This window comes from Streptomyces sp. NPDC046859 (genome assembly GCF_040645135.1).
Lineage (GTDB): Bacteria > Actinomycetota > Actinomycetes > Streptomycetales > Streptomycetaceae > Streptomyces.
The window spans coordinates 226,667-239,652 of sequence record NZ_JBEYXR010000007.1; the positions used below are offsets into that span (position 1 = coordinate 226,667).

Sequence of the window (12,986 nt, forward strand, 5' to 3'; positions counted from 1 at the left end):
GCGGGCTCAGCCGACCTTGATCTGTTCGTAGACGGGGACGCTGAACGGGTTGAGCGTCACGTCCGACAGGCGCGCGGACCAGCCGGCGCTGCCGTTCTGGTACCAGAGCGGGATGGCCGCCATCTCGTCGCGGACGACCTCCTCTGCCTGCTGGAACAGCTTCACGGCCTTCGTGGGGTCCGTCTCGGCGTTCGCCCGGTCGACGAGCCGGTCGAACTCGGGGCTGGACCACTTGCCGTCGTTGGAGGAGGCGTTGGTGTAGTAGAGCGGCTGGAGGAAGTTCTGGGTGAGCGGGTAGTCCATCTGCCAGCCCGCCCGGAACGGCCCGGCCAGCTTCTGGGTGGTGGACTTGCTGCGGAAGTCGGCGAAGGTGCCCATCGGGTTGCCGACGCAGGCCCGGTCCTTGCCCAGCGCGTTGTTGATGGAGTTGCAGACGGCGTCCACCCACAGCTTGTGGGAACCGGTGTCCGCGTTGTACGTGATCTTGACCTGGCCGCCGGGCAGCCCGCCGCCCTCCTCGATCAGCTTCCGGGCCGCGGCGGCGTCGTACGTGCACCACTGCCCGCACAGCCCCGCCTTGTAGCCGCCCTCGGGGCCGAGCACGGGTGACGTCCAGTCGGTGGCCGGGGTCCGGGTGCCGTGGAAGATGGTCCGGGTGATCTGCTCGCGGTCGATGGCCCGGGACAGGCCCTTGCGGACCTTGTCCGCGCCCGAACCGGTCCAGCGCTTGTCGTAGTGCGGGAAGGACAGGGTCTGGATGATGCCGGCCGGGGTGTTGAGGTAGCGGCCGTCGAGGTCGGCGCGGACGTTCTTCAGCTGCTGGGCGGGGACGTCGTCGACGAGGTCGAGGTTGCCGGCCATCAGGTCGGTGTAGGCGGTGTTGTTGTCGGTGTAGACCTTCAGGGTGACGCCGTCGTTGCGGGCCGCGTCGGGCCCGGTGTAGGCGTCCCACCGCACCAGCCGCATCTCGGAGCCCCTGGTGTACGACTGCACGGTGTACGGCCCGTTGCCGACGGGCTTGGCGAGCCAGCCGGCGTGGTCCTCGTAGAACGCGCGCGGCAGCGGGACGAACGCGTTGTAGCCGAGGGTGTCCGGGAAGCCGGAGAACTTCTGGCTGAGCGTGACGGTGAAGGTCCGCTCGTCGACGACCTTCAGGCCGGACATGGTCCGCGCGCGCTGCTCGCCCTGCTCGGGGTGGACCTGGTCGTAGCCCTGGATGTAGCTGAAGAAGTAGGCGTTCTTCTGGTTGTTCTCCAGGCTCGCCCCGTAGTTCCAGGCGTCCACGAACGACTTCGCGGTGACCTTCTCGCCGTCGCTGAACGTCCAGCCGTCCTTCAGGGTGACGGTGAAGCGCTGTGAGTCGGACGTCGCGATGCGCTTGGCGACCATGTTCTTCGCCTCGCCGGTCTTCGGGTCGTACTGCTTCAGACCCCGGAAGATCATGGACAGCACCTTGCCGCCCTGCACCTCGTTGGTGTTGGCCGGCTCCAGCGGGTTCTGCGGGTCCGTCCAGGACGAGCTGAGCACCGCGCCGCCCTCCCCGGCGCCGGCGCCGCCCCCGCAGGCGGTCGTCGCGAGCGCAACGGCCATCGCGCCCGCGGCCCATCTGGCGTAGCTGGCTGCGCGCATCGGATGCCTCCTCGTGACCGCGGCGCCCGGGTCGACGCCATGCCCTGGCAGCCACTATCGGCAGCCGCGCGGGGGGCGCGCATGCGCACGGAGGCCATCCGGGGGCGGGGATGGCCCGTTCGGCCGCACGGTCCCCGCCCGGGCGTCAGGCCGCCACCAGGGACTCTTCAGCGGTATGGACCACTGGCTGTCTCAATCTCATCACTTCGTTGTTTCCGCAGGCCACATGGGGTTTCATGCGCCGTTGACGTGCGCATGAACGCGCTGACAGTCCAACAGGCCGTCCCTCTGCAAGCGATGACGCGAGGTCACCACATGAGTAGTTCCGAGCAGCACGGCAGAGCACGGCGGCGCCTGGCCGCCGCCACCGGAGCCGCCGCCCTGACCCTGGCGGCCGGGCTGGTACCGCAGCAGGCGGCCGCCGCGGACGGCGACAAGGTCCTCACCGTCGCAGTCGCACAGAGCGTCGACTCACTGAGCCCGTTCCTCGCCCAGCGGCTCCTGAGCACCAGCATCCACCGGCTGACGTACGAGTACCTCACCAACTACGACCCCGAGGACGCACGGGCCGTCCCCGCTCTGGCCACCAAGTGGACGTCGTCGCCCGACAAGCTGACCTGGACCTACACGATCCGCTCCGACTCCAAATGGTCGGACGGGAAGCGGACCACGGCCGAGGACGCGGCGTGGACGTTCAACACGATGATGACCGACCCGGACGCGGCGACCGCCAACGGCAGTTTCGTCGCCAACTTCCGCGAGGTGACCGCCCCCAGCCCCACCAAGCTCGTCATCGAGCTGAAGAAACCGCAGGCCACGATGACGGCGCTGGACGTGCCGATCGTGCCGAAGCACGTCTGGGAGAAGGTCGACGACTACTCCGAGTTCAACAACGACAAGAACTTCCCCATCGTCGGAAACGGGCCATTCATCCTCACCGACTACAAGCCCGACAGCTATGTGCGGCTGAAGGCCAACAAGGACTTCTGGCGCGGGGCGCCCAAGTTCGACGAGCTGGTCTTCCGCTACTACAAGGACCAGGACGCGGCGGTCGCCGCCCTGCGCAAGGGCGAGGTCTCCTTCGTCTCCGGGTCGCCGTCCCTGACGCCCGCCCAGGCGTCCTCGCTCAAGGGCGAGAAGAACATCAAGGTGAACGACGCCCCCGGACGGCGCTTCTACGCGCTGGCCGTCAACCCCGGCGCCCGGGCGAAGAACGGCGAGACGTTCGGCGACGGCGACCCGTCCCTGAAGGACGACCGGGTGCGGCACGCCCTGTTCACGGCCGTCGACCGCGAGACCGTCATCGACAAGGTCTTCCAGGGCTACGCCGTGCACGGCGAGGGATACATACCGCCGCGCTTCGGCTCCTACTTCTGGAAGCCGTCGGACGGCCAGGAACTCGCCTACGACCCCGCGAAGGCGGCCCGGCTCCTCGACGAGGCCGGGTACAGGAAGAACGGCGACGGCAAGCGCGTCGGCAAGGACGGCAAGCCGCTCGACTACCGGGTGCTGTGCCACGCCACCGACCCCAACGACAAGGCGATCGGCCAGTACCTCAAGGAGTGGTGGGGCGAGCTCGGCATCGGCGTCACCCTGAACTGCGTGGACAACGTCACCGACCCCTGGCTGGCGGGCACCTACGACCTCGCCTTCGACGGCTGGTCCGTCAACCCCGACCCCGACTTCGTGCTGTCGATCCACACCTGCGGGGCGCTGCCGGCCACCCCGAAGGACACGGGCGCCACCGACAACTTCATCTGCGACAAGCGGTACGACGAGCTGTACGCCAAGCAGCTCGCCGAGTACGACCCGGCCAAGCGGGCCGACCTGGTCAAGCAGATGCAGTCCCGGCTGTACGACCTCGGCTACATGAACGTCATGGCCTACCCGAACGCCGTCGAGGCCTACCGCACCGACCAGATCGCCTCGATCACCACGATGCCGAAGAAGGCGGGCAACATCTACGGGCAGGACGGCTACTGGAGCTGGTGGTCGGCCACCCCGGCTGACCCGGGCGACTCCGGCGGCTCGGGCTCGACGGGTGTCGTCGTCGGCATCGTCGCCGGTGTCGTCGTCCTCGTCGGCCTCGGCGCCTTCCTCGCGCTGCGCCGCCGGTCCACCGCAGAGGACCGCGAGTAGCCCATGACCGCCGAAGCACCCCTCACCGCGGCCGTCGAGGCCGCCGCGCCCGCGGTCCCCGGACCGCGGGCGCGCAGCACCACGCGCTATCTGCGCTATGGCGCGGGCAAGGTGGCCGGCGCCGCCGTCTCCCTGTTCGCGGTACTCGTCACCGGGTTCTTCCTGTTCCGGCTGATCCCCGGCGACCCGGTCAAGACCATGACCGGCGGGCGGCCGGTGTCGGCCGAGCAACTGCAGGCCTACCGACGTGAGTTCGGGCTCGACCTGCCGCTGTGGCAGCAGTTCACCGAGTACTGCGGCAAGGCGCTCACCGGAGACCTCGGGACGTCGTACCAGTTCCACACGCCCGTCGTCGACAAGATCGCCGAGGCGCTGCCCAACACGCTGATCCTCACCGGCACCGCGTTCGTCCTCTACACCCTGCTCGGCATCGTGCTGGGCACCCGCTCGGCCTGGCGGCACGGCGGGCTCGGCGACCGGCTGAACACCGGGCTGGCGCTGACCCTGTACTCCGTGCCGTCGTTCTGGCTGGGCCTGCTGCTGATCATCGTGTTCTCCGTCGGGATCGGCCCGATCCCCGGCCTGTTCCCGACCGGCGGCATGGAGTCCGGCGGCGAGGAGGGCTTCGCCCACGTCCTCGACGTCGCCCACCACCTGGTCCTGCCCGTGGTCACGCTCGTCGCGGTGGAGTACGGCCAGACCCTGCTGGTGGCGCGTTCCGCGCTGCTGGACGAGATGGGCGGCGACTATCTGACGACGGCCCGCGCCAAGGGGCTCCGGGACGACCAGGTGCGCCGCCGGCACGCCGTGCCCAACGCGCTGCTGCCGACCGTGACCCTCGTCTTCGTCAACCTGGGCCGGACGGTCGCCGGCGTCATCCTGGTCGAGACGGTGTTCTCCTGGCCGGGGCTCGGCGGGCTGTTCTACCAGGGGCTGAGCGTCCCCGACCTGCCGCTGGTGCAGGGCCTGTTCCTCTTCTTCGCCGGGACGGTGATCGTCATGAACACCCTGGCCGACCTCGTGTACCCGCTGCTCGACCCCCGGGTGGGCCGATGACGGCCGGGACCGGGGAGCCCGTGCGGGAGGGCGGCGGCCTCCAGGCGCCCGGTCCCCGGACGCTCGCCCGCCGCCGGCGCCGCGCGTCCGCCGCACGCTTCTGGCGGGAGTACCGCACCCACCGGGCCGGAGTGGTGGGGCTGGCCGCGCTCGCCCTGTTCGCGCTGGTCGCCCTGACCGCCCCGCTCACCGTCGGCTCCGACGTGTCCAGCGTGACCGGGGCGCCCGGACAGCCGCTGGAGACCCCCAGCGGGGAGTTCTGGCTGGGCACCGACCGGTTCGGGCGGGACCTGCTCGGCCTGGTGGTGTGGGGGTCACGGGTGTCGCTGCTGGTGGGGCTGCTGGCGGCCACGCTGTCGGTGGCGATCGGCACCCTGGCCGGGATCACCGCGGGCCACTTCAAGGGGGCCTACGCCACCGTGGTCATGCGGATCACCGACTGGTTCCTGGTGATGCCGACGCTGGTCCTCGCCATCGCGCTGGCCACCGTGATGTCCCGTTCGCTGGGCACGGTCGTGCTGGCGATCGGCGTGACCTCCTGGCCGACCACGGCCCGGCTGGTGCGGGCGCAGACGCTCGCCGTGGAGGCCCGGCCGTACATCGAGCGGGCCCGGGCGCTGGGCGGCGGGCACCGGCACATCATGGTGCGGCACGTCCTGCCCAACGTGATGCCGCTGGTGCTCGCCCAGACGACCCTGATGATCTCCTCCTCCATCCTCGCCGAGGCGACGCTCGCCTTCCTCGGGCTGGGCGACCCGACCGTCGTGTCCTGGGGCGGGCTGCTCCAGGACGCCCGGGAGGCGGGCTCGGTCAGCTCCGGGAACTGGTCGTACCTGGTGCCGCCCGGCCTCGCCATCGCGGGAGTCGCGCTGGCGTTCACGCTGTGCGGACGCGCCGTGGAGTCCGTCCTCAACCCCAGGCTGGGGGTGGCCCGTTGACGCTCCTCGAGGTCCGGAACCTGGAGGTGACCTACCCGGGCGGCGCGGCCGCCGTACGGGGGGTCGACCTGAGTCTGGAGGCCGGGCAGAAGCTCGGCATCGCCGGGGAGTCGGGGTGCGGCAAGTCCACGCTCGCGCTGGCCCTGCTGCGGCTGCTGCCCGCCGGCACCCGGGTCGGCGGCGAGGTCCTGCTGGACGGGGAGGACGTCCTCACCATGCGGTGGGGCCGGGTGCGGGCGGTGCGCTGGGCCGGGGCGTCGATCGTCTTCCAGGGCGCCATGCACTCGCTGAACGCCGTGCACCGGGTCGGCGACCAGATCGCCGAGCCGATCCTGCTGCACCGCAGGGCGACCCCGGCCGCCGCCCGGCGGCGCACCGGAGAGCTGCTGGAGCAGGTCGGGCTCCCCGCGGCGCGGGCCTCGGCGTACCCGCACGAACTGTCCGGCGGGCAGCGCCAGCGCGTCATGATCGCCATGGCGCTGGCCTGCGACCCCCGCCTGGTCGTCGCCGACGAACCGACGACCGCGCTGGACGTGATGATCCAGGCGCAGATCCTGCGGCTCATCGAACGGCTCGTCGCCGAGCAGGAGCTCGGGCTCGTCGCGATCAGCCACGACCTGGCCGTCCTCGCCGAGACCTGCGACCGGATGGCGGTGATGTACGCGGGCCGGGTGGTCGAGGAGGGACCGGCGCGCGCGGTGTACGAGGACGCCGGGCACCCCTACGCCCGGGCGCTGTCGGAGGCGTTCCCGAGGATCGGCGACCCCTCCTCCCGGTTCGCCCCGCGCGGCCTGCCGGGCGACCCGCCGGACCCGTCGGCGCTGCCCGCCGGGTGCGCCTTCCACCCCCGGTGCCCGGTCGCGCTGGACTCCTGCGCGGTGGACGACCCGGCGCTGCGCGCGTCGGGCGCGGGGCGGCGGGCGGCGTGTGTGCACGTGGGCGCGGCCCAGGACGCGAGGAGCGGATCATGACCCTGCTGAGCGCGCGGGACCTGCACGTCACCTTCCCCGGCCGGCACGGCGGCCCGCCCGCCCGCGCGGTGGACGGCGTCGAACTGGACATCGGGGCCGGGGAGATCGTCGCCCTGGTCGGCGAGTCCGGCTGCGGCAAGACGACGTTGGCCCGCGCCCTGCTCGGGCTCGTCCGCCCGACGCGGGGGCGGGTCGTCTTCGACGGGAAGGAGGTACGGCCCGACGCGCGCGCCCTGAAGGCCTACCGGCGCCGTGTCCAGCTGGTCCTCCAGGACCCGACGGGCTCCCTGAACCCCCGGCACACCGTGTACGAGGCGGTGGCGGAAGGCCTGCGCATCCACAAGCACACCGGCGACGAGCGCACGGCGGTGGCCGAGGCGCTGTCCCGGGCCGGGCTGCGGCCGCCCGAGCGGTTCTTCCTGCGCTACCCGCACGAGCTGTCCGGCGGGCAGCGCCAGCGCGTGGTCATCGCCGGCGCCCTGGTCCTCGCCCCCGAACTCCTCGTCGCCGACGAGCCGGTGGCCTCCCTGGACGCCTCCGTGCGGGGCGAGATCCTGGCGCTGCTGCTGCGGCTGCGCACCGACCTCGGGCTGTCCGCGCTGGTCGTGACGCACGACCTGGGGCTGGCGTGGAACATCGCGGACCGGGTCGCGGTGATGTACCTGGGCCGGATCGTGGAGACCGGGGACGTCGAGCAGGTCCTGACAGCACCACGGCACCCGTACACGCGGGCGCTGCTGTCGGTCCTGCCGGAGGCGCCGGGCACACCGGTCGTCCTCGGCGGTGAACCGCCGGACCCCTCACGGGTGCCGGCCGGCTGCCGCTTCCACGCGCGCTGCCCGGTGCTGGCGAGCGGGGAGGCCGACCGGGCCGGGGTGGCCGACGCCTGCCGCACCGAGGACCCGGAGATCCTCGACGGCGGCGCGCACGCCCAGGTGGCCTGCCACTGGGCACGGGCGGCCACGAGGGCCTGACACGCACGAGGACCGGGGTGCGAGCGCCTGCTGCGGCTCTCGCACCCCGGTCCTCGTGCGGACGACGTGGGGCGGTGTCAGCTCTTGGAGACCGGCCCGTCCGTGTCGGAGACGCCCTCCAGGGCCTGCAGGCCGGCGTCCAGGACGACATCCTCGCCCCGGTCCGCGATGGTGGGCTCCTCCGGGTAGTGGCACGCGGTCAGGTGACCGGCCTTGCTGCCCTCGATGCGCAGCAGCGGCGGCTCCTCCGTGGCGCACTTCTCCGTCGCCTTCCAGCACCGGGTGCGGAACCGGCAGCCGGACGGCGGCATGATCGGCGAGGGCACGTCGCCGGCGAGGCGGATGCGCTCCCGCTTCGCCGCGTCGATGTCCGCGTCCGGGACCGCCGACAGCAGCGCGTGCGTGTACGGGTGCCGCGGGCCGTTGTAGATCGAGTCACGGTCGGCGATCTCGACGATCTTGCCGAGGTACATGACCGCGACGCGCTCCGAGAAGTGCCGGACGATCGCCAGGTCGTGGGCGATGAAGACGAACGCGATGCCCATCTCCCGCTGCACTTCCTGCAGCAGGTTCACCACCTGGGCCTGGATCGACACGTCGAGGGCCGAGACCGGCTCGTCGGCGACGATCAGCTTCGGCTCCAGGGCGATGGCGCGCGCGACGCCGATGCGCTGGCGCTGACCGCCGGAGAACTCGTGCGGGAAGCGGTTGTAGTGCTCCGGGTTGAGACCGACGATCTCCAGGAGCTCACGGACGCGCTTCTCACGGCCGCCGGGAGGGTTGATCCCGTTGATCTCCATCGGGCCGGAGATGATCGTGCCCACCGTCTGCCGCGGGTTCAGCGACGCGTACGGGTCCTGGAAGATCATCTGGATCTCGGACCGGACCGGCGCCAGCTTGCGGCGGTCGGCCCGGCTGATGTCCTGGCCCTTGTACTCGATGGTGCCCGCGGTCGGCTCGTAGAGCCGGGTCAGCAGCCGGCCGGTGGTCGACTTGCCGCAGCCGGACTCGCCGACGAGGCCGAGGCTCTCGCCCGGGTAGACCTCGAAGTCCACGCCGTCGACGGCCTTGACGTGGCCGACGGTGCGCCGGATCGGGAAGCCGCCCTTGATCGGGAAGTGCTTGGTCAGTCCGCTGACCTTCATCAGCGGCGCCTCGTCGCTGCCCCGCTGCTGCGGGACGGCGTCGACGACCGCCGTGTTCGTGTTTTCGTTGTCGCTCATGGTGATGCCCCAGTCGCCGGTTTCAGCTCAGCCCAGCCGGGGCTGAATCATGTCGATGAAGACCTGCTGCCGCTGCTCCCCCGTCAGGTGGCAGGCGGCGGCACGCCCCGGGGCGAGCGTCGGACGCTCCCCCGAGCACAGCCCGCCCTGCACCTTGTCGGTGTGCGCGCACCGCGGGTGGAACGGGCAGCCCGACGGCGGGTTCAGCAGGGACGGCGGCGAGCCGGGGATCGGCATCAGCGGCTCGTCGACGCTGGAGGACAGCCGCGGCATCGAGCCGAGCAGGCCCCAGGTGTACGGGTGCTGAGGCGTCTTCAGCACCTCGCGCACCGTGCCCCGCTCCACGGCCCGGCCGGCGTACATCACGAGGATGTCGTCCGCCATGTTGGCGACCACGCCGAGGTCGTGGGTGATCATGATGATCGCGGAGCCGAACTCCTGCTGCAGGTCCTTGAGCAGGTCGAGGATCTGCGCCTGCACGGTCACGTCGAGCGCGGTGGTCGGCTCGTCGGCGATCAGCAGGTCCGGGTCGCAGGCCAGCGCCATGGCGATCATGGCGCGCTGCCGCATACCGCCGGAGAACTGGTGCGGGTAGTCGTCCACGCGCTGCTGCGGGTGCGGGATGCCGACCTTCTCGAGCAGGTCGATGGCGCGCACCCGGGCGTCCCGCTTGGAGGCGCCGGTGTGCTTCATGAACGGCTCACCGATCTGCCGGCCCACCGTGTAGTAGGGCGACAGGGCGGTCAGCGCGTCCTGGAAGATCATCGCCATCTTCTTGCCGCGCAGCGACTCCAGCTTCTTCTCGCTGGCGTCGGTCAGCTCCTGGCCGTCCAGCGTGATGGAGCCGTCGATGGTCGTCGTCTTGCGGTTGTGCAGGCCGAGGACGGCCAGGTTGGTCACGGACTTGCCGGAACCGGACTCGCCCACGATCCCGAGGGTCTTGCCGCGCTCCAGGTCGAAGGAGAGCCCGTCCACCGCCTTGACGATGCCGTCCTCGGTGGAGAAGTGGACCTTGAGGTCGCGCACCGAGAGGAAGGCGTCCCCCGAGGCGGGAGCAGCGGCCTCTTCGGGCTTGGTCTGAGTGGTCACGGTGGTTCTCCTAGGACAGGCGCACGCGCGGGTCGATGACGGCGTACAGGGCGTCCACGATCAGGTTGAAGACGATGATGAGCGCGGCGCTGACCAGCATGACGCCCATCAGCATGGGCAGGTCCTTGTTGGTCACGGACTCGAGCGCGAGCCGGCCGAGTCCCGCGAGGCCGAAGGTCAGCTCGGTCACCATGCCGCCCGAGAGCAGCGAGGACAGGTCGATGCCGAGGATGGTGACGATCGGGATGAGGGAGCCGCGCCAGGCGTACCGGAAGAACGTGTAGTTGCCCGACATGCCCTTGGCACGCGCGGCTCTCACATGTTCTTCCTGGAGCTGCTCGATCATCGAGGAGCGGCTCATACGCGTGTAGTTGGCGGTGAAGATGGTCGCCATGACCACCCAGGGGATCAGCAGACCCATGAACCATCCGCCGAGATCCTCGGAGAAGGGCACGTACTTCGGCTTCTCGAGCCAGCCGGTGGTGTAGACGAGCGCGAGCAGGACCAGCGGGCCGAGGAAGTAGATCTGCAGCGAGCTGACCACCAGCGAGCCGGAGCTGAACAGCTTGTCGATCCAGGTGCCGCGGTTCTTCGCGGCCAGCAGACCGGCGCCGAGGCCGAGGACCAGGAAGACCAGGAGGCTTCCGACGGTCAGCGAGAGCGTCAGCGGGAAGCGGTCGACGATCGTGTCCCAGACGTTCTGGTTGTTGGCGAAGGAGACGCCGAAGCAGGGGGCGGCACAGTGGCCGACGGCGAAGTCACGGCCGGCGAAGATGCCGACGAGGAACGTCCAGTACTGGACGGTGACCGGCTTGTCGAGGCCGAGGTTCTTGTGAATGATCGCCAGCGCGTCCGGAGTGCAGTTCTTTCCACAGGCCAGAGTGGCCGGGTCCTGCGGGATCGCGAAGAACATGAAGAACGTGAACGCACTGATCAACAGCAGAATCAGCGCCGCGCCGAATGTCCGGCGGATGAGGAATTGAAGCATGGCAGGCAGCTGCTCTCAGGACGGCGGCAATCGGAGGGGGGTCTGGCAGGGGGGTGGGGGACGGGTGGTGGGCGCTCCGCCGCGCGCCCACCACCGTCGTCCCGACCTAGCGGGTTACTTCTTCAGGAAGACGCGGGTGACGTCCACGTAGCTCGAGTCCGAGCTGTAGCGGATGCCGCCGATGTTCGAACCGAAGATCTGGAAGACCTTGGTGTAGTAGATCGGCGCGGCCGGGTTGACTTCCTTGGAGATGTACTCGTTCAGCTCGGCCCACGCCTTGGTGGCCTCGGCCGTGTCGGTGATCTTCGCGATGCGCTTGATCTCCGAGTTGACCTTCGGGTCGTTGATGTGCGAGTAGTTCGACGCACCGTCCTGGATCTGGGTGCCGTCGTACAGCGGCGGGAAGACCGTGGACGCGGACGGCCAGTCCTGGCCCCAACCGGTCATGTAGAGGTCGTAGCCGTTCTTGACCTTGCCGACCTGCTCGTACCAGGTGGCGGAGTCGATCTCCTTCTTCTGGATGTCGAGACCGATCTTCTCCAGGGCGGTGGCGATCAGCACGGCCTGCTGCTGGCGGACCGGGGTGTTGCCGTAGGCGTAGACGAGCTTCTTGCCCTCGAAGCCGCCCTCCTTGATGAGCTTCTTCGCGGCCTCGATGTCACCGTTCGGCTTGCCCTTGCGGTTGAACGGGTCGAACGCCTCGTCGTAGCCCGGGGTGGTGGGCGACATCAGCGAGTTGGCGACCTCACCGCCGTAGGCGCCACCGTCGGCCTTGAAGACCGAGGCGGAGGGCAGCGCGAGGGTGATGGCGTCGCGCAGCTTCTTGTCCTTGACGCGGTCAAGGTTGAAGTTGAGCTGCCACACGTACGGCGCGTAGCCCTGGATGGTGCGCTTCATCGCGGCCTTGTTGCCCACGACCTGCTGCAGCTGCGTGGTGGCGACCTGGCCGGTGAACATCATGGCGTTCTTGGCCGAGCCCTGGTCGGCGAGGAGCGTCTTGGTCTGGTCCTCGTCATCGTGGTTCATCTCGATGTCGAAGCCGTCGACGTACTGGTGACGAACCGAGTCGGACTTGGGGTCCCACTTGTCGTTCTTGACCAGCTTCATGGACTTGCCGGGCTTGAAGTCGGCGATCTTGTACGGACCCAGGGCGACCGGGTCGTTGTCGTACTTCTCCTTGGTGTCCGTCTCCTCGGGCACGACGCTGTAACCGGGCATGGTCAGCATCTGCGGGAGGTCGACCTGAGCGTCCTTGAAGTGGAAGACGATCGTCTTGTCGTCCGGGGTGTCCAGGACGGCCTTGGGCAGGTGCTTGCCCTTGTCCGGACCCGCGTACGCCTTGCGGTAGGTGGTGCCGGCACCCGAGAGCGCCTGCTGCAGGTAGGTCGGACCGTCCGTGATGTAGGACGCGTACAGGCGCTCGACCGTGTGGCGGATGTCCGCCGAGTTGATCGGGTTGCCGTTCTCGTCCTTCAGGTTGTCCTTGAGGGTGTAGGTCCAGGTCTTGCCGCCGTCCGAGACCTTGCCCGCGTCGGTGGCGAGGTCGCCCACGACGGTCAGGTTGCCCTGGTCGTCCTCGTCGTACTGGGTCAGGCCGCGGAAGATCAGGCGGCTGAGCAGCTTGCCGTCGGAGACGTAGATCTGGCCCGGGTCCAGGTGGGAGAAGTCGGCCTCCTGGTACACGGTCGCGACGCCGCCGGGCTTGGCACCGGGGACCGCGGGAGCCGGACCGGTCGACGCCTTCGCGTCACCGATCTGCACCGGCTTGGACTGCGCCTTGGCATCGTCCTTGGTCTTGCTGTTGTCCTTGCTGGAGCTACCGCTGCCCCCGCCGCAGGCGGTGAGGGTCAGGGCGCCCGCGGCGACCGCGACTATGGCGGCCGAAGCGGCGCGGTTACGGAAGATGCTCATGGAGACGATCCACCTGCCTGTGAGTAGTGTGCACTGCTGGTACTGGGCCGGACGGTGCCGTGCGGCAC

At 69.9% G+C, this 12,986-nt stretch carries 10 protein-coding genes; 5 read left to right on the forward strand and 5 right to left on the reverse strand.

Features of this window, described 5'->3' with window-relative positions; genetic code table 11:
* Positions 1-6: 6 nt before the first annotated feature.
* Entirely contained in the window at positions 7-1,629 is a 1,623-nt protein-coding gene (locus ABZ899_RS13370; RefSeq protein ID WP_361344993.1) for an ABC transporter substrate-binding protein, read from the reverse strand.
* Positions 1,630-1,944: 315 nt separating this feature from the next.
* Here ABZ899_RS13370 and ABZ899_RS13375 point away from each other — a divergent pair, with 315 nt between their 5' ends.
* From ABZ899_RS13375 to ABZ899_RS13395, 5 genes are read left to right on the forward strand one after another with little or no spacing between them, the layout of a single operon-like run.
* Positions 1,945-3,768, forward strand: a complete 1,824-nt coding sequence (locus ABZ899_RS13375) for a peptide ABC transporter substrate-binding protein (protein WP_361344995.1) — start codon at positions 1,945-1,947, stop codon at positions 3,766-3,768.
* Positions 3,769-3,771: 3 nt separating this feature from the next.
* Positions 3,772-4,824: an ABC transporter permease gene (locus ABZ899_RS13380; protein ID WP_361344997.1), complete on the forward strand. Its 1,053-nt coding sequence runs from the start codon at positions 3,772-3,774 to the stop codon at positions 4,822-4,824.
* Entirely contained in the window at positions 4,821-5,762 is a 942-nt protein-coding gene (locus tag ABZ899_RS13385; protein WP_361344998.1) for an ABC transporter permease, read from the forward strand. The genes ABZ899_RS13380 and ABZ899_RS13385 overlap by 4 nt, the downstream gene beginning before the upstream one ends.
* Entirely contained in the window at positions 5,759-6,733 is a 975-nt protein-coding gene (locus tag ABZ899_RS13390) for an ABC transporter ATP-binding protein (protein WP_361344999.1), read from the forward strand. Before ABZ899_RS13385 ends, ABZ899_RS13390 begins: the two co-directional genes overlap by 4 nt.
* The gene (locus ABZ899_RS13395; RefSeq protein ID WP_361345001.1) at positions 6,730-7,707 is read left to right on the forward strand and encodes an ABC transporter ATP-binding protein; all 978 of its coding nucleotides are present in this window, start codon (positions 6,730-6,732) and stop codon (positions 7,705-7,707) included. Before ABZ899_RS13390 ends, ABZ899_RS13395 begins: the two co-directional genes overlap by 4 nt.
* A gap of 77 nt (positions 7,708-7,784) precedes the next feature.
* Here the strand turns inward: ABZ899_RS13395 and ABZ899_RS13400 are convergent, their stop codons facing one another.
* The 4 genes from ABZ899_RS13400 to ABZ899_RS13415 form a co-directional block, all read right to left on the reverse strand.
* On the reverse strand, positions 7,785-8,930 hold the full coding sequence (locus ABZ899_RS13400; protein ID WP_361345003.1) for a dipeptide ABC transporter ATP-binding protein: 1,146 nt from the start codon (positions 8,928-8,930) through the stop codon (positions 7,785-7,787).
* Positions 8,931-8,957: 27 nt separating this feature from the next.
* A complete protein-coding gene (locus tag ABZ899_RS13405) occupies positions 8,958-10,019 on the reverse strand; it encodes an ABC transporter ATP-binding protein (protein ID WP_361345005.1) in 1,062 nt (353 codons plus the stop codon).
* A gap of 10 nt (positions 10,020-10,029) precedes the next feature.
* The gene (locus tag ABZ899_RS13410) at positions 10,030-11,007 is read right to left on the reverse strand and encodes an ABC transporter permease (protein WP_361345007.1); all 978 of its coding nucleotides are present in this window, start codon (positions 11,005-11,007) and stop codon (positions 10,030-10,032) included.
* 114 nt (positions 11,008-11,121) lie between these two features.
* Positions 11,122-12,918: an ABC transporter substrate-binding protein gene (locus tag ABZ899_RS13415; protein WP_361345009.1), complete on the reverse strand. Its 1,797-nt coding sequence runs from the start codon at positions 12,916-12,918 to the stop codon at positions 11,122-11,124.
* Positions 12,919-12,986 lie beyond the last annotated feature (68 nt).

Coding starts and splice junctions, on each gene's coding strand:
- ABZ899_RS13370 (WP_361344993.1), bottom strand. CDS start 1,629: ATGCGCGCAGCCAGCTACGCCAGATGGGCCGCGGGCGCGATGGCCGTT.
- ABZ899_RS13375 (WP_361344995.1), top strand. CDS start 1,945: ATGAGTAGTTCCGAGCAGCACGGCAGAGCACGGCGGCGCCTGGCCGCC.
- ABZ899_RS13380 (WP_361344997.1), top strand. CDS start 3,772: ATGACCGCCGAAGCACCCCTCACCGCGGCCGTCGAGGCCGCCGCGCCC.
- ABZ899_RS13385 (WP_361344998.1), top strand. CDS start 4,821: ATGACGGCCGGGACCGGGGAGCCCGTGCGGGAGGGCGGCGGCCTCCAG.
- ABZ899_RS13395 (WP_361345001.1), top strand. CDS start 6,730: ATGACCCTGCTGAGCGCGCGGGACCTGCACGTCACCTTCCCCGGCCGG.
- ABZ899_RS13400 (WP_361345003.1), bottom strand. CDS start 8,930: ATGAGCGACAACGAAAACACGAACACGGCGGTCGTCGACGCCGTCCCG.
- ABZ899_RS13410 (WP_361345007.1), bottom strand. CDS start 11,007: ATGCTTCAATTCCTCATCCGCCGGACATTCGGCGCGGCGCTGATTCTG.
- ABZ899_RS13415 (WP_361345009.1), bottom strand. CDS start 12,918: ATGAGCATCTTCCGTAACCGCGCCGCTTCGGCCGCCATAGTCGCGGTC.